18 protein-coding genes, 1 pseudogene and 1 CRISPR repeat array (1 of these 20 cut by a window edge) are annotated in these 24,777 nt (G+C 45.2%); of the genes and pseudogenes, 6 read left to right on the top strand and 13 right to left on the bottom strand.

Annotated elements, in window-relative coordinates:
• Positions 1–37: 37 nt before the first annotated feature.
• The 6 genes and pseudogenes from H2C83_RS18565 to H2C83_RS09285 all read right to left on the bottom strand — a co-directional run bounded on the left by H2C83_RS18565 (position 38) and on the right by H2C83_RS09285 (position 5,176).
• Positions 38–805 (bottom strand): site-specific DNA-methyltransferase, encoded by a 768-nt coding sequence (locus H2C83_RS18565; protein WP_376766356.1) that lies wholly within the window; start codon positions 803–805, stop codon positions 38–40.
• A 156-nt stretch (positions 806–961) separates the two neighbouring features.
• Positions 962–1,590 (bottom strand): annotated as a pseudogene (locus tag H2C83_RS09295) (DUF4391 domain-containing protein).
• Between the two features lie 33 nt (positions 1,591–1,623).
• Positions 1,624–1,851, bottom strand: a complete 228-nt coding sequence (locus tag H2C83_RS17745; RefSeq protein WP_246333831.1) for a hypothetical protein — start codon at positions 1,849–1,851, stop codon at positions 1,624–1,626.
• Positions 1,829–3,700 (bottom strand): DEAD/DEAH box helicase, encoded by a 1,872-nt coding sequence (locus H2C83_RS09290; protein ID WP_246333830.1) that lies wholly within the window; start codon positions 3,698–3,700, stop codon positions 1,829–1,831. Before H2C83_RS09290 ends, H2C83_RS17745 begins: the two co-directional genes overlap by 23 nt.
• Before the next feature lie 71 nt (positions 3,701–3,771).
• On the bottom strand, positions 3,772–4,476 hold the full coding sequence (locus H2C83_RS17740) for a phospholipase D-like domain-containing protein (protein ID WP_246333829.1): 705 nt from the start codon (positions 4,474–4,476) through the stop codon (positions 3,772–3,774).
• Between the two features lie 559 nt (positions 4,477–5,035).
• Positions 5,036–5,176: a hypothetical protein gene (locus tag H2C83_RS09285; protein WP_181740019.1), complete on the bottom strand. Its 141-nt coding sequence runs from the start codon at positions 5,174–5,176 to the stop codon at positions 5,036–5,038.
• A 362-nt stretch (positions 5,177–5,538) separates the two neighbouring features.
• Here H2C83_RS09285 and H2C83_RS09280 point away from each other — a divergent pair, with 362 nt between their 5' ends.
• Positions 5,539–7,185: an HNH endonuclease gene (locus H2C83_RS09280; protein WP_181740017.1), complete on the top strand. Its 1,647-nt coding sequence runs from the start codon at positions 5,539–5,541 to the stop codon at positions 7,183–7,185.
• Positions 7,178–7,645, top strand: a complete 468-nt coding sequence (locus H2C83_RS09275) for an SMI1/KNR4 family protein (RefSeq protein WP_181740015.1) — start codon at positions 7,178–7,180, stop codon at positions 7,643–7,645. Before H2C83_RS09280 ends, H2C83_RS09275 begins: the two co-directional genes overlap by 8 nt.
• Positions 7,646–8,607: 962 nt before the next feature.
• Here the strand turns inward: H2C83_RS09275 and H2C83_RS09270 are convergent.
• A complete protein-coding gene (locus H2C83_RS09270) occupies positions 8,608–10,134 on the bottom strand; it encodes a YifB family Mg chelatase-like AAA ATPase (protein WP_181740013.1) in 1,527 nt (508 codons plus the stop codon).
• Between the two features lie 439 nt (positions 10,135–10,573).
• Here H2C83_RS09270 and H2C83_RS18560 point away from each other — a divergent pair, with 439 nt between their 5' ends.
• From H2C83_RS18560 to H2C83_RS09250, 4 genes are all read left to right on the top strand, one after another.
• Positions 10,574–10,831, top strand: coding sequence for a heterocycloanthracin/sonorensin family bacteriocin (locus H2C83_RS18560; RefSeq protein WP_181740011.1), 258 nt, complete (start codon positions 10,574–10,576; stop codon positions 10,829–10,831).
• 184 nt (positions 10,832–11,015) lie between these two features.
• Positions 11,016–12,950: a putative thiazole-containing bacteriocin maturation protein gene (locus H2C83_RS09260; RefSeq protein WP_181740009.1), complete on the top strand. Its 1,935-nt coding sequence runs from the start codon at positions 11,016–11,018 to the stop codon at positions 12,948–12,950.
• Positions 12,947–14,893 (top strand): TOMM precursor leader peptide-binding protein, encoded by a 1,947-nt coding sequence (locus H2C83_RS09255; protein ID WP_181740007.1) that lies wholly within the window; start codon positions 12,947–12,949, stop codon positions 14,891–14,893. The genes H2C83_RS09260 and H2C83_RS09255 overlap by 4 nt, the downstream gene beginning before the upstream one ends.
• A gap of 21 nt (positions 14,894–14,914) precedes the next feature.
• Positions 14,915–16,492, top strand: coding sequence for a SagB family peptide dehydrogenase (locus H2C83_RS09250; RefSeq protein ID WP_181740005.1), 1,578 nt, complete (start codon positions 14,915–14,917; stop codon positions 16,490–16,492).
• A gap of 421 nt (positions 16,493–16,913) precedes the next feature.
• On the opposite strand, the gene H2C83_RS09245 is transcribed toward H2C83_RS09250, so the two are convergent.
• The 6 genes from H2C83_RS09245 to H2C83_RS09220 all read right to left on the bottom strand — a co-directional run bounded on the left by H2C83_RS09245 (position 16,914) and on the right by H2C83_RS09220 (position 23,399).
• Positions 16,914–18,236 (bottom strand): PTS sugar transporter subunit IIC, encoded by a 1,323-nt coding sequence (locus tag H2C83_RS09245; protein WP_181740003.1) that lies wholly within the window; start codon positions 18,234–18,236, stop codon positions 16,914–16,916.
• A 182-nt stretch (positions 18,237–18,418) separates the two neighbouring features.
• The gene (locus H2C83_RS09240) at positions 18,419–18,760 is read right to left on the bottom strand and encodes a PTS sugar transporter subunit IIB (protein WP_181740001.1); all 342 of its coding nucleotides are present in this window, start codon (positions 18,758–18,760) and stop codon (positions 18,419–18,421) included.
• Between the two features lie 54 nt (positions 18,761–18,814).
• Positions 18,815–19,159 carry a PTS sugar transporter subunit IIA gene (locus tag H2C83_RS09235; protein ID WP_181739999.1) on the bottom strand — a complete coding sequence of 115 codons (345 nt, stop codon included), beginning with the start codon at positions 19,157–19,159 and terminating at the stop codon, positions 18,815–18,817.
• Positions 19,160–19,161: 2 nt separating this feature from the next.
• Positions 19,162–19,893: a glucosamine-6-phosphate deaminase gene (locus tag H2C83_RS09230; protein ID WP_220184091.1), complete on the bottom strand. Its 732-nt coding sequence runs from the start codon at positions 19,891–19,893 to the stop codon at positions 19,162–19,164.
• Positions 19,894–19,896: 3 nt separating this feature from the next.
• A complete protein-coding gene (locus H2C83_RS09225; RefSeq protein ID WP_181739997.1) occupies positions 19,897–21,276 on the bottom strand; it encodes a family 4 glycosyl hydrolase in 1,380 nt (459 codons plus the stop codon).
• Entirely contained in the window at positions 21,273–23,399 is a 2,127-nt protein-coding gene (locus tag H2C83_RS09220) for a BglG family transcription antiterminator (RefSeq protein ID WP_181739995.1), read from the bottom strand. The genes H2C83_RS09225 and H2C83_RS09220 overlap by 4 nt, the downstream gene beginning before the upstream one ends.
• A gap of 315 nt (positions 23,400–23,714) precedes the next feature.
• Positions 23,715–24,777: direct repeats of the CRISPR family, unit length 30 nt; unit sequence GTTTCAATTCCTCATAGGTACGATCTAAAC; it runs 174 nt beyond the window's last position.

Genomic DNA, 24,777 nt, shown 5'->3' with positions numbered 1-24,777 from the left:
AATTCCTCGCCCGTATTCGGATTGACAATTTTATATGTTAAATTTGGTCTAACGTTCGGTGATTATCTGGATTATCAAATTTACTTTCATCTAATGGAAGTGGATAAAAAGCAAATGTTTTTTCTTTAAACCAAACATCAATGTTTGATTCTTTTAGTCTCCTATTTTCCTGCCTCCTCACTTTCGCATATACAACTATATACTCATGACTAATACTTAAATCAGTATCATTCTGAATTGATTGTCTTGATTGCCATGGAATCGCTGTAATAAAATTGCTCGATCCAAAAATTTCATCGCATATTTTTTTTATATTATCAAATTCATTATCATCAATACTAATAAAAATAACTCCATCATCCCTTAGCAAATTCCTCGCGATTTTGAGTCTAGAATACATCATCGTTAGCCAATCGCTGTGGAAACGACCGTTGGACTCGGTGTTTTGGAACAACCGATTGCCTTCTTCATCCGTTTGTCCCGATTCTTCAAGATATTCATCAGTAGGTGAACGGAAATCGTCCTTGTAAATAAAATCCTTCCCAGTATTATAAGGGGGATCGATATAAATACATTTGATTTTGTTCAAATACGATTCCTGCAAAAATTTTAGCACCTCGAGGTTGTCGCCTTCAATGTACAGGTTTTGCGTGGTGTCCCAATTCACACTATCTTCTTTGACCGGACGTAACGTCTTGTCGATGGGGGTATTGGCATTGAGAATGGCCTGTTTTTTCCCCGGCCACGTGAGCTGATACCGCTCTTTGTCACCCTCAACGAGAATATCGGACAATTCCTGTTTCAACAGGTCAAAATCGACAGCGCGTTTCAGTTTTCCGTTCTCATCTCTTGTTTCAGTGATTACATTCGAAAACAGTTCAGCAATTTTTTCGATGTTTTTTTTGGATTTGATCCACCGATTTCATCGTCAGTTTTTTCATGGTCTTCACTTAACCTCCAATCATTTTTCGAGCAATTGGTTCAGTTCTTTCTGCTTCCGCTGCAGTTCCATATTCATCTGGACTTTCCGGTTGAACTGCTTTTCGCTACGGATTTTCGATTCAAGGCGCTGACATTCTTTTGTCAGCTTGTCAATATGGGCTTTACGTTCGAGAGCTACCGCCAGTTCGGTATCGGGCTTTGCTTTTATCGCAAGTAAGTTTCGGATGATGTTTTCGTATACGGCTTTCAAATCGAGACCTTGGATACAATTGAACTGGATTTGATCCACCGGCTGCCACTCCGATTCATAATAGGAATGAACAACGAACCGGTTTTCATCGTTCTGGTTCCTCTCTTTATAGGCAATGGCGAATTTCGCCCAACCATTATGTATAAGAACATGCAAAATCGGTAAGGAATCGCTTTGTCCATGCTCCGCAAGATCTCTTGGTAATAGAACTTCTGCTTCAAATAAATCTCGAACATTTGGATTTCTTCGATATCGTCTTTCGGCTCCAACCGGATGGTCTCTTTGGACAACTTATGCTTCCAGACGATCGACTCAACTTGTTGCGTAAACAGTTCTTTCAGTCGATGATTGGTTTGTAGTTTCTCATAAAATTTACTTTTCGGGATCTTCCGGTTCACCAAAGTACAAAGTGCTGGATGGCAATTGCAACATTACGATTCCACCTTCCGAATCACAACAAAAGAGATGAGTTCAAAATCTTCCAGCCCCTTGATGGTATCGATTAAGGCAGTCGTTCCACCCGAAGAGAACAAGCTGTCGAGATCGCTTTCTTCCTTCACCTGCACAATAGAGCGGATCGTTTCTTCCAACAGCATCGAGTATTTGTCCATCTTTTTGCCGTCTTTCGTTTCCTCATTAAAGCTGCGGCATGCTTCCATGATCGGTTCGGAATGCCCGCAAACAGTCCAGCGTCTTCTTGACGACCAGATGGTTGGCGATGACTTCTCCGTCTTCCCCCATATATACGAGGTAGAACGGATGAAGCCGGTTTTGCTGATCCGGATTCAACTCGTCATTGACGTTACGGAGTACAAAAATGACGCCCGGGTGAATTCCTTTTTCTTCATCCGCTGGTACAACGGTATGCAGGCCGCTCGGCACCGTATCCAGTTCGCCGTTTTCTTTGACGTATTGAACCAGATCCATTCGGAAATCATTGAGACCGAGATCGGTAATGGAGACGCCGGTATTCAAATCGTCCAGATCGACGACTTCTTTTTGCAATCGTTGCAGTTGCAGCTTTCGGTATTCCAAGTCGCTTGATTCATTATACAATACGTTGTCATCGCCAGTAGCGGTCATATCCATGATCACCATTCGATTTTCTACCCGATCCTTCAGCCGAATATATTCGTCTAATGTCATGTTGGGCCAGAAGTTGACCATTTGTATTTGCGAGTTTTTCGATCCAATCCGATCAATTCGCCCAAACCGTTGAATCACCCGCACAGGATTCCAATGAATGTCATAATTGATTAAAAAATTGCAATCCTGCAAGTTTTGTCCCTCGGAGATGCAGTCGGAGGCGATGAGCAAATCGATTTCACCTTTTACATCAGGAATCGTCAGATGCTTTTCTTTGGATCGTGGTGAAAAACAAGTGAGTAAGGTATGAATGTCGTTCCGCATTCCTGTGGTGTTTTTGTTTTCGTCGCTTCCCACAATTTTGGCCGTGTCCATATTGTACTTTGATTTCACATACTCAGACAAATGCTTGTACAAATACTCCACGGTGTCCGTAAAGGCACTGAAGATGATGATTTTCCGGTTTCCAGGATTGATCGGATTTTGAATCTTTTGGTCGATCACTTGTGTTAACGTATTTAACTTCTTATCGTGCTCCGGCGTCACTTTTTGCATTTCTTCCAACAATCCATTTAGAATCATTTGATCATGCGTCAAATCTTCTTTCCACCGGATAACGTCCATGTCAGCAAGATTGATCTTGATTGTATCACCGATACTGAATTCGTCATCTAGATTGGCTTTTTCGATTTCGGTATAGCCCACTTTTTCCAGCTTTCCATTTTGGATGAATCGGTCAATCTGCTGAAGTGTCTGATCAGTCTTCAATAAAATCTTGGATAAGGTCAACCGGAACGATTCCACCGAGCTTTCCATCCGTTTTAACAGATTGATTCGCATGAGAATTTGCAAATTCCCTTCCCGATCGACCTGCTTGAAACTGCCGCCGCCAGTTCTGACAACCGTGTCGTACAGCTTTTCATAAAACGATAAACGGCTGGGAAGTATGTATTTGAATGGAGCGTAAATACCCAGGTTTAAACGAGATAATTCACGGAAAATCTCATTGTACCCAATCACATCGGTTCGATCCGTCAAATCACAAAATTTCGAGATCGGCGGCAAACGCTTCGGAAACTCACCGATTTCCTCCGCCTTGTAGTATTTCTGAATATGTTTGCGGGAACGGGCGATGGTTAGGCTGTCCAACAGCTCAAAGAAATCAAAGTCAAGCATGTTTAATAGTCTTTCAGTCGTCCGTTCGGCTGCGTCGAGCTTCGACCACTGATTGAAAGCGTATTGAGCGCGTTTGAAAATGTCGTTAATGCCCCGCTCTGTACCTAACTTCTTATTGATCTCGTCCGGATTGCCTTCATACGCCAGCGCCAGTTGGTTGCGAAGATCCAAAAATTTGTTGTTAACCGGTGTCGCCGATAGCATGAGTACTTTGGTTTTAACACCGCTTTTGACCACTTTCCTCATCAGCTTTTGATATCGATTTTCCTTATCTTTCTTCGGATCGTTATTCCGGAAGTTGTGGGATTCGTCAATCACTAATAGGTCGTAATTACCCCAGTTGAGCCGATCCAACGGAATCCCATTGGAAAGCCCTTTTTCTCGTGAAATATCCGTGTGGTACAGGACATCATATCGAAATCGGTCGGAATGTGTTCCGCCACTTCCTGAGTGACGTCTTCCAGCTTGCTCTTGTCGTTCCACACCTGATCGAACAAGTCAAAGTACATTTTCGTAATCGGAAATTCGGAAAACTTGTTGACCATATTCGACAAGGCGTTGCCTTTTTCGTAACCGAGATCGACCGTCGTAAAGCCGTCGACGGGCATGTAGGTGATAGTCTCGTCATCCGTTTGCAGGTTGATCATGCCCTGCATCGTTCCGGCAGTACGGTTGGACTTGAATGTGACTTTCCGTTTGATCCATTCACTGCATTCCTTGGCGATGGCTTTGAGAGTCAATTCGTTTTTCAGTCGGATTTCGAACTCGGTGCCGTACAAGCTTTTTTCTCGAGTTCGTTTCGGTATGTAAAATTCCCGTTTTTCTTTATTAAAGCTGTCCGCGATAAACGCCGGTGAAGTAAAGGTAAACCGAACTTCGTTCACCTGTTCCAATTCCTTTTTCAATGCCTCATAGGCATAGATGGAAAAACAGGATGCAGCGATCGACACTTTCGTTCCTTTGCGAAGAGTATGTTTTAAATCATCACCGAGAAATCGGTCGATGTTATTTATGACTTCCATGACAACACCTCTTATTGTTACTGATGTATACCGTACCCATACTTTTCAGTTTTTTCTACAACGCTTATAACTGTATGATGACACAACTACCTAAAATTTGCGTTTTCGTGTCATTACTTTGTCCATAAGATACAAAACCAAACGTGGAAATCCGTTTAGTATCGTGTCAATAAAAGAAATAATCAATAACACCCTTTATGCCGGAAAATTCATTTAAATAAGCAAGAAAATTAGGATGGCAGAAGAAGAGAAGAGACAAATCCCGCACCCATTGTTGTCAGCAGTCTATTTTCGCCGTTCCATAAAAAACGTCCCTTTCTTGCTTCTTCATTATACTCTATTTTTCGTTTGGAAGCGTATGGTGCCATTATAAACCAGTGTATTTTCTATTCGTTGAATAAATGATACCAAAATAGAGGGATGCTCTCACTCTGGGCCTAAAAGAAAAGCCGCCTGATTGTAGTGTCTTTTTTGCTTTCTATAAAGCCTCGTTCTTCTTTCGAATTAGCGTATAGCGCAATCTTCCATAAACTGCTCACTCTTCATCTTAATTACAAACCTATCCACAAAGAATAGTCTTTGTTTCTTTTTGTTTAGCTAATTTAATTTCCGCTCTCTCAATCATCTTCTGAACGGAACCCTTAGCTACTGATAATAATATTGCAATCTCACTATACAATAAACCTTGACCACGACTCATTACATAAACCTCACACTGAAAAAATAAGGATACCTTGAATAAATATTTGAAAATGCTAAAAAGCAGCCCAAAAACGTGATGGGCTGCTTCTATTTATGTGATGGTGCCTCAATACTTTATTTAGATTTCACGAGTTTAATTTTAAATGGGCACAAATTTTTTATAGCTAATTTATGCTATTATATTGAAATATAAAATTGAATTCGCCTATAATTCCAAAAGATGCTGCAGAAAAGAGTCGAGATGTTATGGGACAGTATTGGCTTCGGCCATTCCTGTCTTTTTTTCTTAAAATAACATAATAAGGAGGAAAATGAGCTTAGGGAGGCGAAACAAACATCGCATGTTCCCAAGCGTAACTTATGCGTCAATTCCAACGAATTTTCTTCATTGTGTTAATCGCTTGTGTGGGATTGGGCATTTTTGGACCTGGAACAGTTCATGCCACAGGTGGCTTTGACGTGCCGGATATAAATGACCAATTCAACCAGTTCGAGCAAAGCCCGCCTCCGAAGCAGGATCTGCCAGCCCCGCCACCGGTTGGGGAAGAGAAAGGATTCTTGGATCAGGTCACCCAGCTGTTCAAAGGCGCATGGGAGTGGACAACGGACAAGGTCTCCGGTGCATGGGAATGGACCAAAGAAAAAGCATCCGCCCTGTGGGATTGGTTTATTGGCGTATTGTCCAAAATCACCGAAATAGTCGTTGATGCCCTCGCCGCCGCTTGGGATTGGATCAAAGCGAATTACAAAAAAATCATTGTGCTGCTATTAATTATCGTATTGGCTGTTTTTGCCGTTTGGTTAATTACAACAGCAGCTGCCTTAATTGCAGCCGGATCAACACTCACCATTTTGTCTTCTACGATCTCCCCCCAAATTCTATCCTTCGTTGGTTATGGAATATTACTTGGTGGCGGTTTTGGCGGATTCATATCATTGCTTTCAGGCAATGAATTTATGAGCATGGAGATGCTGACCGATACATTGTTTGGAGGCATTGCCGGAGGAATCGGGGGACTTTTTGGAGAGCTGATCGGCGGTGCCCGTTTCATAACTTGGCTCGGCAGCAAAATCCGGTGGCTGCCTAATGCAGTTAAAGGAGCAGCAGGCGCGGGAGTTGAGCAAAGCGTATTTGATTTTTTTAAAACAGGGAAAATCAACGTCAAAAATACGTTAATCGCAATTGGTGTCGGCGGGCTGCTTTCATACGGAGGATGGCTCTTCACCAATAACCTTGATACGATTGTGACCAGCATTAACAAAATCAGTTTTCCGACCGTCAAGGTGTATGTCTTGGCATCCGCAGATAGTAATCTACGGATCCCTTCACTAGAAATTGGCCATACCAAAATAGAAGATACCCAGTTTGGCTCTTGGTTGCAGAAGTTTGCCTCAAATCATACGACAAACTCAACTGATACATTTCTTCAAAAAGTAGAAAAGCGTATTAATGAATTATCTGCTAAACTTAAACGAGGTAAAGATGTTAAAATTATAGAACTGGTTGATTGTGATATAGCTCCAAAGTGCCTAAAAACAAGTGATGGCCGTATAATAAAAATACAAAACTATAAATATGCTAATAGAACTGAAACTAGTATCAGCAAGTGGGGAAAAGAATATACGGTAAAATTTGACCAATATGCTCAACCTGATTTTAATCCATATATAATAAAAGGAAAAAACGGTGAACTAGCAGAAATTGAATTACCACAAGATACATGGGTGGCAGAAAACCAAACTGCATATCAGGCTCAACTAAAATTATCAACTTATTTGTTCATTAAAAAATACCCAGATTGGAAAACTCGCTTTGATTTTACTCCTGAACAAATTAAGAGTATTGAAAATGGCAATAGTAATATTGGGAATAAAAGAACAAAAACAGGATTAACGTGGCATCATGATACAAAATCCGGAAAAATGATTCTTGTACCGTGGGATCTACATGATCTTTTTAGGCATACTGGTGGAAACGCTATTTGGGCAAAACAAATAATTGAGTGAGGTTAAGGGAATGATTAATTGGAATTTCTATCGTGTAATAAAAAGTAATGAAATCTCTCAGTTAGAGAAGGACATACAATTTAAGTTACCCGAAGATTATAAGTCATTTGTTTCAACTCAAGGTCTTTGTGAACCGGAATCTGATATGGAAGATTATGAGATTGGCATAGAAGTTAACAATGATTTTTTCCAATTAAGCTATTTTTATGATCCAGACGATATAAAACAGCAATTGAAACTGATTTCAGAGGAAGAAGCGAAGTTAAAAGGAAAGCTTGTGCCTTTTGCGATAGATTCTGGAGACAATTGGTATGCATTTTTTAAAAAAGATATCCAAACGAAGATTATCTTCATTCCATATGGGACACATTTATCATACATTATAGAAGGGAAAAATTTCTATCCTATTGCATCTTCATTCACTGAGTTTATTAATAATCTAAAGGAGTTCAGAATATAATCTCAGATGTACCATTTTTTTTACTCAAAAGCAGATAACACCAATAATTACGGATTATTAGATCTCAAACAGAAATTTTATGATTGTAAGACCGGGGCTATGCTGATGGGACGAAGTATAAAAAAACAAGCAAGTTTCCACAGCCGGATGTTAGTAAGAAATTGTCGTCGACCTCCAGTAGAGGAGTAAACCCGGGGGATCGACGACACTGAATATTCCGGCAAATGGTTTGAAAAGCCGCGTCATTACTGGATTTTTTATTTTTTAGTTCAAAAATTGGTTAGTCAAGAGGAAAATAGGATCATTTGTAGAATGGCTTAATAGCAATACTTTTTGGGTTTTGATCGTACCTGTGAGGAATTGAAACAATTGATCGATCCTTTTTCAATCCGACAATAAGTAGTTTTGATCGTACCTGTGAGGAATTGAAACCCTTGATAGCTTCTCGACTGCTGCTGATGGTTCTCGTTTTGATCGTACCTGTGAGGAATTGAAACCAGTCAAAGCAGGTGTGAATTCGTTGGTTTCAGTCCGTTTTGATCGTACCTGTGAGGAATTGAAACAATCCGGAGGAAATACCGCGAAATGCGCACCTTTGAATTTTGATCGTACCTGTGAGCATTCCTGTAATGAAATAAAAGAGGATTTGAAAAAGAAAAGTACCTCCTGCTAACATACAGGCGTCCCACTGGCCAGTGAACCCTTAAATAGCAAGGAGGTACTTTTTAAGATGAAGTACGGAGCAAAATCGTAAAATTGAGGCAAATTAATTGCAGGTGCAGATATTGCAAAATACAATCATGTTGCAAGAGCAGTAGATTTACGGAGAATGGAATTAGGGAAGGCAATGTCATTTAGTCAATCTCAATCAGGATTTTTACATGAACAACAAAACTCCGCCCATAAAGACACGGAGCTTTTTACATACCTATTAAACTATGTAGAAAATATTGTGTGCCCCTTCACTCCCAAAACTTCCGGTCCAGACTGCGATACTGGATCGCTTCGGCGATATGGCTGGCCTGAATCCGGTCTTCTCCGGCGAGGTCGGCAATGGTGCGGGCCACTTTCAGGATGCGGTCATGCGCGCGGGCACTCAAGCCAAGCAGTTCGAAAGCCTGCTTCATCATCTGGCGCGATTCCTTGTCCAGGATGCAATATTTGCGAATATCGGCTGTGCTCATCGTGCTGTTGGTCAGGTTTTCTTTCCCTTCGTAACGCTCGCGCTGCCTCTTTCGTGCCTGGTTGACGCGCTGGCGAATTACCGCCGAGGATTCGCCGGCTTTCCCTTCGCTCAAGGTTTTGAAATCCACCTTCGGCACCTCGATATGGATATCAATCCGGTCCAGCAAGGGACCAGAGATCCTGGAGCGGTAACGCTGCACCTGGCGCGGCGTACAGGTACAACTTCGGTCTTCCTCATAACCGAAAAAACCGCACGGGCAAGGGTTCATTGAAGTGACCAGCATAAACTCGGCCGGATAGGTATAGACCGCCCTGGCCCGTCCCAATGTTACTTTTCCATCTTCCAACGGCTGCCGGAGCACCTCCAGCACGATCTTTGAAAATTCCGGCAGTTCATCCAGGAAAAGAACTCCCCGATGAGATAGGCTGATCTCTCCCGGCTTGGGAATGGAGCCTCCCCCGATCAGGCCAGCGGAGGAAATGGTATGATGGGGAGAACGGAAAGGACGCAGGCGGATCAGCCGTCCTTTTTCCTTGATCAGTCCCGCAATGCTGCAAATTTTGGTTACCTCCAGGGATTCTTTCATGGTCATGGTTGGCAGGATCGTAGGAATTCGTTTGGCCAGCATCGTTTTTCCCGAACCGGGCGGACCGATCAGCATCAGATTATGCCCTCCCGCCGCAGCCACTTCCATCGCTCTTTTTACATGCGCCTGGCCCTGCACATCGGAAAAGTCAATCGGGAATGTATCCGGTTCCGGTTCGGTTTCACCCGTAACCTCTTCCGGAATCCATTCTTTGCGAAAATAGGAAATGGTTTGTCTCAATGATTCCACAGGAACGATATGCATTCCATCCACCAGCGCCCCTTCGCCGGCATTTTCCCGGGGAAGAATCACTTCCGTAAAACCCGCCTCTCTGGCCGCCATCACCATCGGCAATACCCCTCTTAATGGCCGCAAACTTCCATCCAGCGACAATTCCCCGATGAATAAAATGCGATTGATTTCTTCGGACTCCAGCTGGCCACTTGCAACCAACAGTCCCATCGCAATCGCTAGGTCAAAGCCGGCCCCTTCCTTCTTCACATCCGCCGGAGCCAGGTTGGTAGTTATTCGCTGCAAAGGAAAGGAAACACCGCTGTTCTTGAGAGCCGCCCGCACCCGGTCTTTCGCTTCGCGGACCGAAGAATCCGGCAAGCCGACGATATCAAAAACGGGCAGCCCGTTGCTGATATCCACTTCCACTTCTACGATAAACCCGTCAATCCCCATGACACTGGCACTGTATAATTTGCTGTACATTCTTTTCTCCTCCGCCCATTCAACTTCTATATCTATCTATTTTTCCATATTTTGATGGATTTTGACAATATCATAATTCTTTTGGCCCCGTAACTTCCCACTTTCAACAAATCGTTTAAACTCATGACCGGCAGAATGAAAACTTACGTTTTACTCTTTTTAGGTTTTGAAACCAACTTTAGAATTTCAATATGAATATCAATCCGATCAAGTGAGAAACCCAGGATCTTAGCATAACGAAGATAAAATTTTTATTTTTACCCGTAACAATAGCGGATATTGTATCATAAATATATTTTGTCAAGGGATGATATCAGAGTATTCCGTGTATTTTATGAATTTACCCGTGCCAGTTGATTATCCTTGTTTTGTTCTTCATGCCCGTTCCTGAAAACGGAACTGACGCAACCGATTCATTTTATTAACGGAGGTCTTAAAAATGGATGATTTCAAAAAATATAAAAAAGAACTCCAAAAGCTGAGTGTTGATGAATTTACACAGGGCGAGGTGACGCCTTGGGAAAATCAAGGCCAGTACGATCCTGCTCTGGCTCAACAATGCGCTGGTCGACAATTCTTTAATTGTTTCCGGTGCTTCAATTGCTTCCAATGCTTCATTTGTTTCCAATGTTTTAATTGTTTCCAGTGCTTTAATTGTTTCCGGTGCGCTCGTTGTGGTAATTGCCGACGCGGTTAAATTCATGAATCGTTTGCTGGTGAAGACCATAGCTGTCTGAGAAAAAGGTCACCCTTGCACAGATATATTGATTGGCAAGGGTGCTTCTCTTTTATAAAAACAGCCATAAAGGACAAATCTCAATACATAAAATACCATCGTGATGGTGCAAATTTGAAAACAGCTCACGGTAAGGAGGAGCATAATGGCAAATTTGAATCCTTCGATGCGTCTGAAAGTGAAAAGAGACACGTTTTTTCTACCTGATCCCGACGGCGGTGTGTATTTTCGGAACAACTCCATCTCGTTCCGCATGGAAGGCAGAACGATCGATCAGTGGATTGAAAAACTGATACCTCTGTTCAACGGGGAATACACATTGGAGGATTTGACAGACGGATTACCAGATCAACACCGGAACCAGGTCTATCAGATTGCGGAAATATTGTACCAAAACGGATTTGTCCGCGACATAAGCCTGGACTGTCCGCATCAATTGCCGGATGAGATTCTCAAAAAGTATGCTTCCCAAATTGAATTCCTGGACAGTTTTGACGGCTCAGGCGCATACCGCTTTCAGTCCTATCGTCAGACCAGAGTGTTGGCGGTCGGCTCTGGTCCTTTTTTTGTCTCGTTGGTTGCAGCCTTGCTTGAATCCGGATTGCCCCGGTTCCACATGCTGATCACGGATTCGATGCAGACCAACCGGCAGCGACTGGCGGAACTGGCGTCCCATGCCCGCCGAACAGACCCCGAGGTGGCGCTGGAAGAAGTCACTCCGCACGAAGAGGGGGTGAATTTCTGGCGGGAGGCTGTACAGCCATTCGATGCGGTTTTGTATGTGTCCCAGGAGGGCAACGTCGAGGAACTGCGGGTACTTCATGCGGTTTGCAGGGAAGAAAAGAAGATATTGCTTCCCGCCATGTGCCTGCAACAAGTGGGGCTGGCGGGTCCACTGGTACATCCGGATTCTGAAGGATGTTGGGAGTCGGCGTGGCGCCGTATACACAAATCCGCGCTTTGCAAAGACCCGCAGTTGCACACCTTCTCTTCTCCAGCAGGAGCGATGTTGGCCAATGTGATCACATTTGAATTGTTTAAAACGGTTACAGGGATGACCGAATCAGAAGAAAAAAATAAATTCTTCCTGCTGGATCTGGAGACGTTGGAAGGAAACTGGCATTCGTTTCTGCCCCATCCGTTGGTGACCGGGCATGCAACAACCAAATGGGTTCAGGATCTTGATTCTCTGCTCGAACAGAATGCGGACAGGAAAGAGTCGAACGAATTGTTTCGTTACTTCAGTCTATTGACATCGCCAGTATCAGGGATTTTTCATTTTTGGGAGGAAGGGAATCTGAAGCAACTTCCGTTGGCTCAGTGCCGCGTTCAGGCGGCCAACCCGTTGTCGGAGGGACCGGCCAAGCTGTTGCCGGACATTGTCTGTACAGGTCTGACGCATATGGAAGTGCGGCGGGAAGCGGGACTGGCAGGGATTGAAGCATATGTATCGAGAACGGTCGGACTTCTCATCGAAGATGGAATGGCAGAACCGCAGGAATTTGTCGGTGTCGGAGCGGGACAAACGGTTGCAGAAGGCGTTTGCCGCGGATTGCAAAAATGTCTGGCAGAGGAACTGGGCAAGCGTCAGGATCGGAAGCCCCCTGTCTTTCGTGTACAGCTGAGTGCGGTAGAAGATGACCGCTGCCAGTATTATTTGCAGGTATTGACCACGATGCAAGGAGCATTAATGATCGGCCTGGGGGAAGAAGTATCCGGATTTCCGGTGGTGTGGGTTGGTACGAGCGGCCACTGGTATGGCAGTGTAGGCTTGAATGTGACACTCGCCTTGCGGAAAGCGTTGCAACAGGCGCTGACAAAGGCACAAAACCAGGCGACATTCCTCACAACACAAGCGTTAGAGACATCAACCGTGATTCTGGAAGAAAAGGTGCCGCAAAGCCTTGTGATCCCCGCATGTGAAGAAACAGCACAATGGGAAGTCTTGCAGTCCGCCTTGCAGGTCTTGAAACGGAACCACAAGCAGCTCCTGGTCTTGGATCTGGCACTGGAACCGTTTTTGCAGGAGGAACTGGCAGGAGTGTTTGGTGTGTTGTTACGAGAGGAGGAATCTCGGTGAGCTCTGTCGTGGTAGTAGTCGGAGAAGGGTTGTTGGCAGACTTCGTATCTGAAAAACTGTCCACCAAATGCCACGTCGTTCGTCAGACGGATTTACAGGCAGGCGTACCGGAAGTGGCGGATTTGGCTCTGGTGTTGCACGATGCCTGGCAACCCTCCGTTCATCATAAGGTGGAAGAAGTGTTTCAGCCGGTCAACATCCCTTGGCTGCGCGGCTTTGTTGCATTTGGCGAGGGCGTGATCGGACCGCTGGTTCGTTCAGGCACACCGGGGTGCTCCCTGTGCGCGGACAGGCGACGCCTGATGGCGGGAATTGACCGCAAGGAGATGTGGGAGCTGCAACAGAGGCTGGCGGCGAACGGGGGAATTTCGCATGACGCGTGGGCATCTCGTACAGGACTATTGCAGATGGCTCACCTGCTCACAGCGGAGGCACAGAGGGTGTTGCAAGGAAGACGAGCCCACCTGGAAGGGAGGGTGTTTTTGATCAACCTGAAAACGCTGAAAAGCTCACGTCATTTCTTTCTGCCCGATCCTGAGTGTCCGGTTTGCGGCCAATTGCCCGATGATTCACCGATAGCAGCCCGAATAACGCTTTCCCCAAGTCTGAAGATCAGCGCTGACAGTTACCGCTGCCGTTCGATGCATGACCTGAAAGAAGTTCTGGTTAAAGACTATCTGGATTGCCGGACTGGTCTTCTGAACGGGAAAATGCATGACCTCATGTCCCCGTTTGCCGATGCGAGTGTAAATCTTCCGTTGCTCACGGCGGATGAGGGAACAGCAGGCCGGACTCATTCCTATAGAGAGAGCGAGTTAACTGCCATTTTGGAGGGTCTGGAGCGGTATTGCGGTCTGACACCCCGTGACAAACGGACCGTGATCCGCGACAGTTACCGCAATCTCGCAGATCAAGCCCTTGACCCTGTCAAGGTCGGGGTGCACGCAAAGGAACAGTATGCCCGGCCTGGTTTTCCGTTCAAACCGTTTGATCCTGACCGCCCAATCGATTGGGTATGGGGATATTCGTTTCAAAAGGAGCGTCCGATCCTGGTTCCGAAGTTGCTCGCCTATTACTGCCTGGGCTGTGGTGAGGATGGCTTTGTGTATGAAACCTCCAACGGATGCGCGTTAGGCGGAAGTCTGGTGGAGGCCATTTTTTACGGCATTTTGGAAGTGGTGGAACGCGATTCATTCCTGATGACCTGGTACGCGCAACTGCCGATCCCCCGCCTTGACCCAAGTTCTGCCAACAACCAGGAATTGCACTTGATGATCAACCGTTTAAAAGCGGTGACGGGATATGATCTGTATTTGTTTAACGCGACAATGGAGAACGGGATTCCCAGCGTTTGGGCGGTTGCGAAAAACAGACGGTCAAAGGGAGCAAATATCATCTGTGCGGCCGGATCTCATCTGAACCCGGTACGGGCCGTGAAAAGTGCGATTCATGAGTTGGCTGGCATGATGCCAATGCTTGAAGAGAAATTTGAAGCAAACCGGGATAAATATGAGCAAATGCTTCACGATCCGTTCCTGGTGCAGCAGATGGAGGACCATTCCATGCTGTACAGTTTGCCGCAATCGGAGGAGCGCCTTCAATTTCTGCTTGATGAAAATCGTCCGTTGCGAACGTTTGACGAGGAATTTAAATGGATGGCAAGGCATGCGGACCTGACCAATGATTTAAAGGATATTCTCCAGGTGTTTCGCCGATTGAACCTTGATGTGATCGTGGTCGATCAAACGACGCCGGAAATCAGGCGAAACGGACTGCACTGCGTGAAAGTGCTGATTCCTGGAATGTTGCCAATGACGTTCGGATATCACTTTACCCGTGTGACAGGTCTGGAGAGGGTGCTCAGGGTACCCGTGGAACTCGGGTATGCGAAAGAGCCGCTGACGATTGAACAACTCAATCCACATCCGCATCCGTTTCCATAAGTGTGCCTGGGAGGGAAAAAGATGAACCTGGAGGCATTTCTTCACAATTTGCATTTTGAAATCGACAAGATCCAGCCGCCGGGCTGGGAGGTAGATTGGGAAGACGCACCACTTGCGTATAAGCTTTACCGTGGCTTGCCTGTGATTCCGCTTTCTCCGGAAGTACCGCTGACACTCGAAGGTCGGGAAACGCCCGTGAAACCTGACCTTCGCGGAATCGGTCATTTTCTCTGGTATGTATACGGAATCACTCAATTCTGCCAGTCAGTCTATACCTCGGATTCGGAACAAGCGATGGGCCTGACACAGTTGAAACGGCGGTATGCTCCCTCTGGCGGGTCGCTGTATCCAAACGAATTATATATGTTTCTGAAAATAGAGGATTTACCTGCCGGGGTGTACCATTATGATGTGGCACACCATCGCCTGGTGTTGTTGCGCGAAGGCAATTTTGATTCATATCTTGCCCGGGCTCTTGGCAATCGCTGTGACATGTCGGCTTGTTTTGGTACTGTTTTTGTGTCGACCATGTTTTGGAAAAACTTCTTTAAATACAATAACTTTGCCTACCGTCTGCAAGGGCTGGATGCCGGTGTGTTGATCGGGCAGTTGTTGGAAGTGGCGAAAAGGTTTGGCTTCGAATCGGGGGTGTACTTCCAGTTTCTTGATCAGGCTGTTAACCATCTGCTCGGGCTATCCGAAAAAGAAGAGAGCGTGTATGCAGTTATTCCGCTGTCGGTGGAGCCGGCAACCAATTGGTTTAATTACAGGAATGACGTTGACGGGGATGTCAATGCCGCCGAATTGTGCTGTGAGCTGACAGAAGTTCAGCATGATCACTATGTCCGGTCGCTCAGGGTCAAGGAGTATCCGATGCTGATCAAGATGAACGAAGCATCCATGCTGGAATCAGTTCAATCGTTCCGGCAGTTCGCGGGGAAGATGAACATTAACTGTGGGAGTCAGTCAATACCTCTGCCACACGTGGACCGGTTATCGTATGATCTGGCGTCGGTCTGCCGAAAACGGCATTCACCAGGGACGGATTTTGTTTTGGGCAAGGTAAGCCAGCAGCAACTGGCCACTCTGCTCAAAGAGGCTGCCACTTCCTTCCCGTATCGAAACGATTTGGGCGGAGTCCGGAAAAAGCCCGAGTCCCGTGTCTCACTGTATGGCTGTTTGTATGGCGTGGAAGGCATTCCGGATGGTGCTTACCATTATGACAGCGCCAATCATGCATTGCAGAGGATCCGTCCCGGAGATCATCGGCTCTGCCTGCAACAGGGAATGTTTTTGCACAATGTAAATCTGTTTCAAGTGCCGCTCTGCCTGCATGTGGCAGGGGACAAGGATCACCTGAAAACGGCACTGGGGTACAGAGGATATCGCATCCAACAGATGGAAGCGGGCATGCTCGTACAGCGTCTGCTGCTGGCGGCGTCCGCCATCGGGATAGGAGGGCATCCGCTCCTCGGATTTGATGTGAGCTCGTGTGATGAGATCTATAAGCTGAATGCGCTAGGAAAAACCAGCCTGATCCAAATCCCGGTCGGTCCCTGTCGCCCTCGCCCCCTGTTGGAAGGAAGTTTGCACGGCTAGAGGGGCAAGCATGAAAGCCCCCGGTTTATCGTGCAAAGTATTAACCCGGGTCACTGGAGGGAACTTCTTCAGAAGTTGCCAGATTGGAGAAATATAAGGGCGACCTCTCGATTCATATTGAGTAAATTCATGAAACACGATTCGGATAAAGAAGTTTTTTTGCAATAAAATCTTATAAGCGGGAAATTCCGATATTTAACATTTCTCAATTAAAATACAAAAAAATCAGCCACACTGAAATGATATGCATCCCCCAATCAGCAAGCCTTTATCGGCTTCTTCTTTTGCCGCCATTACCATCGGTGATACCTCTCTTAAGGACGTAAGCTTCTTTCTTCCGGATTCACTATTTGACAAAAAAAGCCAGGCAAAAGACATTTGCCTGGCTTTTTCAAGAAAATCCACTTTTAAGCGTTTTCGATCAAAAATCCAGGTCCAACCCTTCCAGCACATCTTTTTCCTTGGCTTTGGCCGCCGCTTCTTCCTGGTCTTTCTTCAGGACGGATTTTTCATAGATTTTGAAGAACGGATAATACATCAGGACGGCAAGGCCAAGAATAAGCGGAACAAGCAAGACTGCTTTCCAATCCAGGGTCACCAGATATTGGGCAGCAGGTGTCGGCATGCCGCCTACGCTGGCAATCGGTGCTCTGACCCAGCCCATATCAAATATGAAGTAAGTGAACAGGCCCAAAATGGGGGTACCAAATACAAACGGAATAAACAGATACGGATTGTACACAACCGGCAACCCGTAGACAACCGGTTCAGAAATATTGAAAAATGCGGGAATAATGGTTGCTTTTCCGGTCGCTTTCAAGGTTTTCGACTTGCTGAACAAGGCCAGGATCGCAATGGCGCCGGTCAATCCGGAGCCTGTGCAGGCCAGAAAGTAGCCCCACCAGTTTTCCGTAAAAATGAATTGCGGCACGCCGCCAGCCATAAATGTGGCTGCGTTTTCTGCCAGGTAATGGGTCATAAACGGCAGCGTGAAACCGACAATAATGGCATAACCGTTTAATCCCAGAAACCAGAACAGCATTTCAAACAGGGAAATCAGGAATACGCCCAGATAGCTGTCAATTCCGTCTACCGCGGGGGCAAACATGGTCGTAAACACTTCCGGCAAAATTTGCCCGCCTGATAAGGAAATGACCGTTTGGTTGACAGCCACGCTTGCAATGATAATGATCAACAACGGGAGGATGGCCTCAAACGTTTTCCCGATCATATCAGGCAATCCTTTAATCCGGATGGTTACTTTTTTTTCAACGAGCCATTTCATCGCTTCGACGGTCAACATGGAAGCAAAAATCGACACAAATAATCCTCTCGAATCAAGAAATGCAAAATCAAACTGTCCATCCACATATCTTCCACATAGAATGACAGTGGCCAAAACGCCGCCGATGATGGCATGAAGCGGAGGAATGTCCAATCTTCTTGCATGGGTGTATGAGATGGATATGGCGCTGTAAATGGCCAACAGGCCAAAGGTAAAATTGAACGGCAAATTAAACAGCGCAGAATGATCCATAAAAAAATTGCGAACGGTGCTGCCTGCGGGAAAAAAATTGCCCAATCCGGCGATAATCAATGAAATGGACCCAACCATCAGGATCGCCATCAGGCTGATCATGCCGTCTTTGATGGTGGCAATATGGCGCTGGTTTTCAATTTTTGTGGCGACCGGCATCAAATGTTTCTCCAGAAACTGAACAAATCCATCGGCTCTTTCACTCATCTGATCCTCCCCCATTCATAGCAGAATGAATTAGTCGAAGTTTGACAAACCCTTCAAAAGCATGAAATTCATTTAATTCCAGCGCATAAAAAAATTTACAGAAACGAAAACGGCTGTCCCGCAAGCTGAAAACCCAACCTGCAACGGCAATTTCATTTATCGGCGCATAAAATCCAAACTGATCAGGAACGATTGCCCAGTACCAGACGGAGAGCCTGTTTAAGGATATTTCCTCCATTAACCATCCCGTAATCCTCGGTGCTGATAATGGCGATGGGCTTTTCATACTGATCGCAAATCTTTTTCAGGTTATCATACAAATGTTTGATTTGCGGCCCAATCAATACCACATCATACTCCGTCACATAATCCCGCAATTCCCCGGCCGGCCTTGCATCAATTTTTACATCGGTATTTGCAAGGGCTTTGCTGTTTTGCGCAATTTCACGCATTTTTGCAACCATGATGCCGGTAGAAGCACCCAAATTGCAGACCAGTAACACATGCAGTCTTGGCAAATCCAATTTTTACTCCTCCTTTGAAAGCCCTGATTTATGTTGGCTGTTAACTTGCCCGTTTCAACCCTTCAATGCTTTATACATTTCAATCATCTCCACCGTAAATGTTTTGGCCAAAAGGGTGTTCATCATATTATCCTGGGCATGGGTCAACAGGACGGAATACCCGATTTTTTCCCCGCCCGCTTCTTTTGCCAGCAATTGGGTATGCGCATGATGGGCCTGGTTTAACAACTCCGAAGCTTTATCAATGCTTTTCTCTGCTCCCGCATAGTCATGGCCCCGGCATTTTTTCAACGCTTCCATCAACAGGGAAAGTGCCTCTCCGGAACAGGCGATGATCTGGAAACAGATTTCTTCAAGTTTCATCTCACTGCTGGTTACTCCCGTTTTTTCTGTGTTCATGATTATTCCTCCTGTAACGCTGAAGCGGCATGATGATCAATGAGCAATGTGCTGTCAGGGTGAATTTTTGCGATGGTGGCAGGAATGCGTTCCGAAACTTCTTCCTCCATAATTCTTCTGACAATTTCCGCCTTCTGCTTGCCTGACGCAATTAGGATTAACCGTTTCGCTTCCAAAAAGTGTTTGAGTCCCAGAGTAATCCCTTTTTCCAGTTCCACCGGTTCGGGGAAATATTTTTGGGCCACTTTTTTTGTTGTCTCCGATAAAGGGACAATATGAGAAGATTGACTGAAGCTTGTCCCCGGTTCATTCAGTCCCAAATGGCCATTCATGCCAATCCCCAGAACAGCCAGATCGATCGGGCCATTTTCAGCGATAAAACGGTCCATCTTCCTGCATTCCATTTCCAAATCAGTGCTTTGGGCATTGAATTCGATGATTTTATCCCTGCCGATAGCACATGGTTTATATAAATGTTCAAACATACAGGATTGGCAACTCCCTTTTGTATCCCGGCCCATCCCAACCCACTCATCCAATCCGACAAGTTTGAAATTCAGGCGATTTGATTTTCCGGAAAGTTTCGATGCAATGATTTTAAAAGCCCCCAATGGGGTGTCCCCGGATGGCAGGCAAATGAGATTTTCTCCGGAATCGAGCATACAGCTTAAAACCTCAGCGGCCAGACGTTCCGACAAAGCCCCGTAATCGGTAACCCTCTCGATATCCACCATGAATCAGCTCCAATGCCCGACATATTCGCTGTACATTTCCAGGAGTTCGTCAACCAGTTTTACGGCAATGGAATAGGAGTTGACGAGGGGATGAATCAGCAAGGCTTCAATGGCTTTCAACCGGTTTTTTTCATGAATCGCTTCCACGGTCAATCTTTCAAATCTCTTTATGGTCCTGATGATGTGCATTTGCAATTCAGGAATGTTTTCAATGCTTCTCGGCCGGCAGGCGCCTTTTTCAATTTCACATGTAATTTCAACGATATCGTCATCTCTTAATTCCGGAATTGCCCCGTTGTTGGGAACCATAAGCGGCATCACTGTTTTTTTTCCACTGTGATACGCCTTGATAAAGTCCAGGGCGATAGCGGAATATCCGCCTTCATCCGGTAACTGGATAAACTCCTGCAAAGTGGGCATCGGGAATCGTTCCGGTCTTGTTTTCCCGGATTCTATGGCAAAATAGCTCGTTTCCCGTTCCACCATATGCCTGATATAGATATCGAAAATTTTATCCGGGTCCTGATCAGACACCTGATTGATTTCCGCAATCATCCGCCTGTTGATATCCCTGATCAATTCCCCCCTGGCACCGCCATGTGCCTTGATAGAGCGAACAATCTTGTCCCGGTAGAAATAGAAATACAGATATTCATTTGGCAATTCATCGTGCAGGATGGATATCAACTCTTTATCAAACAACCGCATATCGGTATTCACATATAATCCTGGATAGTTCAGCAGTTCATCCATGACCGGTTTGCCGTGCAGCCTGGCATCCCTGAAAAAGGACAAATGATTCAATCCATAACAGGTAACATCCAGTTCCCCATGGCACACATTGAAAAGTTGTTCAAGTGTCCGGATAAAATGGGTCGGACCATCGCAGATGCCATACACATTGTCATATCCGGCATTGCGCAATGCCTGGGTGACCAGGCCTGACGGATTGGTAAAATTGAAAATGATCACATTCGGGTCGGCCCATTGATTGATGAGCCGGCAGTAATCCAAAAGCACCGGGATAGAGCGGAGCGACATGGCAAATCCGCCAACCCCTGTCGTTTCCTGGCCAATCAGCCCATACTTTTGCGCCAATTTTTCATCCATATATCTGCCTTCGTCCTGCCCTACCCTTAGCGTGGTGATCACATAGTGGGCGTCCCTGAACGCTGCTTCCGCATGAGTCGTGGTCCAGAAATGAATACCGGGATCGATGGCACTTGCCACACAGTCGGAGATACCACCAAAAATCCTCAGTTTCTCCGGATCATGATCCATCAAAACAATTTCATTTATATTTAACTCTTTGGCACGCAAAGTCAATGATTTTGCCAATAGCGGAGACCGGACGCCTCCTCCTCCCAAAACAACCAGTTTCATAAGTTATTCCCCCCAGGAAGTTGCAGTGACTTCATCACCAGTTCATATACTTCGTTTCTGCTCAAGGAATGGATGATTCGATCAACGAGATTTTGATTGTTTGCCAGCTTGATTATTTCCTCAGCGGTATTCAAATGCCCATGGGTCTCCTTCAATGCCAATGTGATGATAACCGAAACCGGGACGGAAAAACGGTCATGAAAGTCGACCCCGTTTTCCAGGGTAACCAGGCTCATCGAATTTTCCACCACCCCGTCATCCGGCCCGGCATGGGCCAATACCACCCCGGGGGCGACAGACATATACGGGCCGTATTCTTCCAGGTTCCGGATAATTCTGTTTCTGTAGGTTTCCTTGATATATCCCTTTTGCAAAAGGAGATCCGCTCCATTGGAAACCGCCTCTTTCCAACCTGCTGCCTGTTCGCGAATTTTGATTTCATCCCTGGTAAATTTTAATCTGAGAATTGCCTCCGGTTGGCAAACTTCCTTTTCCTGCTCATTCAGCAACTCGAGCAAAAGGTCATATTGAAGTTTGTACAAATCCCGGATTTCACAGGATTCCCGAATTACGTTTACAAGCCTTTCCACTTTGGCCACATGGTTTCGCGTCTGTTTACCAAAGTTCAGATTGAGCCTGCTGGTTAATTTCTCCATATCCTTCCGGGTAAGGATGCTGTTGACCCGGATGACTTTCCTGCTGTCCAGATTGGGCAAGTCCACGGTGGTAATAACCAAATCATAGTTTTTAATGGTGGAATCGTTGATCTCTCTGATGGGCATGGTGTCCACCTGTTTGATATGGAACAGTTTCATGATGGATGCAGCTAAATATTTGGAAATGGCCACCCCTTCAATGCAAACGACCAATATTCCGGGCAACTCTTCATTTTTTGCTATTTTCTTCATCATGGTTGCGAAATAAATGGTTAAATAGGAGATCTCCTGATCATTGACCGTAATGCCATATTCTTTTCCGATGTCCTTGCAAACCGTTTTTACGTTGGCAAAAAGCTGCCCATGGTTCTGGACAATTTCGTCAAAAAGCGGATTTTCCAAGGTGATATGAAACCGAATCCGGTTCATCATGGGTGCAATATGTTGCACCAGCATTTTCTTCAATTCCCAGGTGTGTTCCAGAAAACAGATCCGGTAAATCCTTTCGATGCTGCCGATCAGCCTGTCGGCGAATTCCGCATTATTCTCCGGCCAATTTTGCAGGGTTTTCACCATCTTCATACTTGAAATGATGGACATCAGATAGGCAGTTTCCTTTTCATCCGCCGGAATTTGCGGATATCTTTCGCCCATTTTCTTTAACAAGGTTTCGGAAATCTGGCAGATCCGCCTGTCGGCCGGCTGATCCGGAATGTTTTTCTCAGTTACGTCCGTATTGTTTTTGGCCTGGCTGATCAAACGCATGAAATAGATGGACAGAATCAAAAACGACCTGTCATCGTAGGTACAGTTCAACTCCTTTTCCAGAAACAAAATCAGGTCCCTGATGTATTGCAAATCTTCTTTGCCAAAAATATGCCTGAACAATAAACCGTTAAAACCGGTAGGCATTTTCCCCAATTCGATATAATTGTAGAATTCATTCATACTCAGCCTCTTGCAAAAGAGAGTTGCAAATTCCAGTATGATCGCACTTTCATTGCCGGTCACAAAGACGCCTTTCCTTTTTGCCCAGTTCAGTTGCATGTCTTTTCCTGCCAGATCTGTCTTTAATTCTGACAGAATATTGATAACCGCCGTTCTGGACACATTCAACGTGGTCTCAAAAAAGGAGATGGGAAATTCCTTTTGATGAATCAACAGATTGAGTACCATAAACAGCCGGATCTCTTCTCTGGAATAAATTCTTTGATAAGGGCTTTCCTTCCTGAAATAATCGGCCAAAAACTGCACCGTTTTCTCGTCTTTATCCAGCCTGACCCCCTTTAAGTGATGCCTTTGCAACGGGGAAAGCCCGTTTTTCACCAGAAACTCATCGATCTTTTGCAAGTTGTATCGGACCGACCGGTTAGAGGATTTCGTAAACCCGGCCAGCTCATTGACAGAAGTGTAATCACTCTCCGCATACAGCCTGTTTAATATTTTGGAGGCCCTGGGATTCAGCATCTGCTTTCGCTCCCTCCGTAATTCCAATTTATCACTCCGTTAAAGCGCTTACAATCATATGGAACAACACAAATTGTCCAATTGATTCGGCAAAAAATGCATAAAAAAACAGGGGAGTTTCCCCTGCCAGGCAAGTTTGACTTGTTATGGAAATTTGACAACCTCTTTACACCATACCCCGTTATTTTTCATATGGATGATCTGAACATTAATCTGTCCCGTGCGGACGCTATTGCAGTAATGACTTTTTGTTGAATTGCTTACAGGTACGATCCAAACTCATTGTTGATGGGATGCCCGCACGTGAACAACCGTGTTTCAATTCCTCACAGGTACGATCTAAACACCAGAAAGCCCGGAAGAAAAACCGAGAGGCAAAATGTTTCAATTCCTCACAGGTACGATCTAAACTCCTTCGACAGATACGCTATTATCTTTTCATTCTCCTGTTTCAATTCCTCATAGGTACGATCTAAACATGCCGGAGTTGGATGAAACAGAATCATATCATCCGAGTTTCAATTCCTCATAGGTACGATCTAAACTTGTCGAAGTCACAGCGGTATTATTACGACGCGGACGCGAGTTTCAATTCCTCATAGGTACGATCTAAACGGCAGCTCGTTCTATTACTCGATCAACTTCTTCCATGTGTTTCAATTCCTCATAGGTACGATCTAAACGAAATATGGAATCAACGGCGTATGGGACGAAGCACGGCAGTTTCAATTCCTCATAGGTACGATCTAAACCGTCATCATCAAAATCTTTCTTAAAAGATGGATCTTGTTTCAATTCCTCATAGGTACGATCTAAACCCTGCGCTGTCCGTTGCGCTCGATTTATTGTCCGAGTTTCAATTCCTCATAGGTACGATCTAAACGAATAACATAAGAACATATGTTCATATTGTAGTAAAATTGTTTCAATTCCTCATAGGTACGATCTAAACGGAGTACGTATGTTTCAAAATAGGTGTTGGCATCATTGTTGTTTCAATTCCTCATAGGTACGATCTAAACAACAACAAGGGAGCCGACTTGTTCGTCAGCATCCAGTTTCAATTCCTCATAGGTACGATCTAAACAATACTTCCGCGAGTAAGCACATGTACATGTACATAAGTTTCAATTCCTCATAGGTACGATCTAAACAGCGTTTTTGTCCTCAATCCTGGCCCGTCTCACTTTGTTTCAATTCCTCATAGGTACGATCTAAACCCGTATTGCGGGGCGAAACGAACTGCAATTTCTGACAGGTTTCAATTCCTCATAGGTACGATCTAAACGATGAAAAAAAAGAAGTGGTTTATCGTTGGAAATGGTTTCAATTCCTCATAGGTACGATCTAAACGACATTGAAGAAAGAAAAACCGTTT

This window comes from Thermoactinomyces mirandus, from assembly GCF_013868055.1.
In the GTDB taxonomy this organism is placed as follows: Bacteria; Bacillota; Bacilli; order Thermoactinomycetales; family Thermoactinomycetaceae; genus Thermoactinomyces; species Thermoactinomyces mirandus.
Note: the sequence above shows the minus strand (reverse complement) of the source record. Positions and strands in the feature narration are given on the sequence as shown.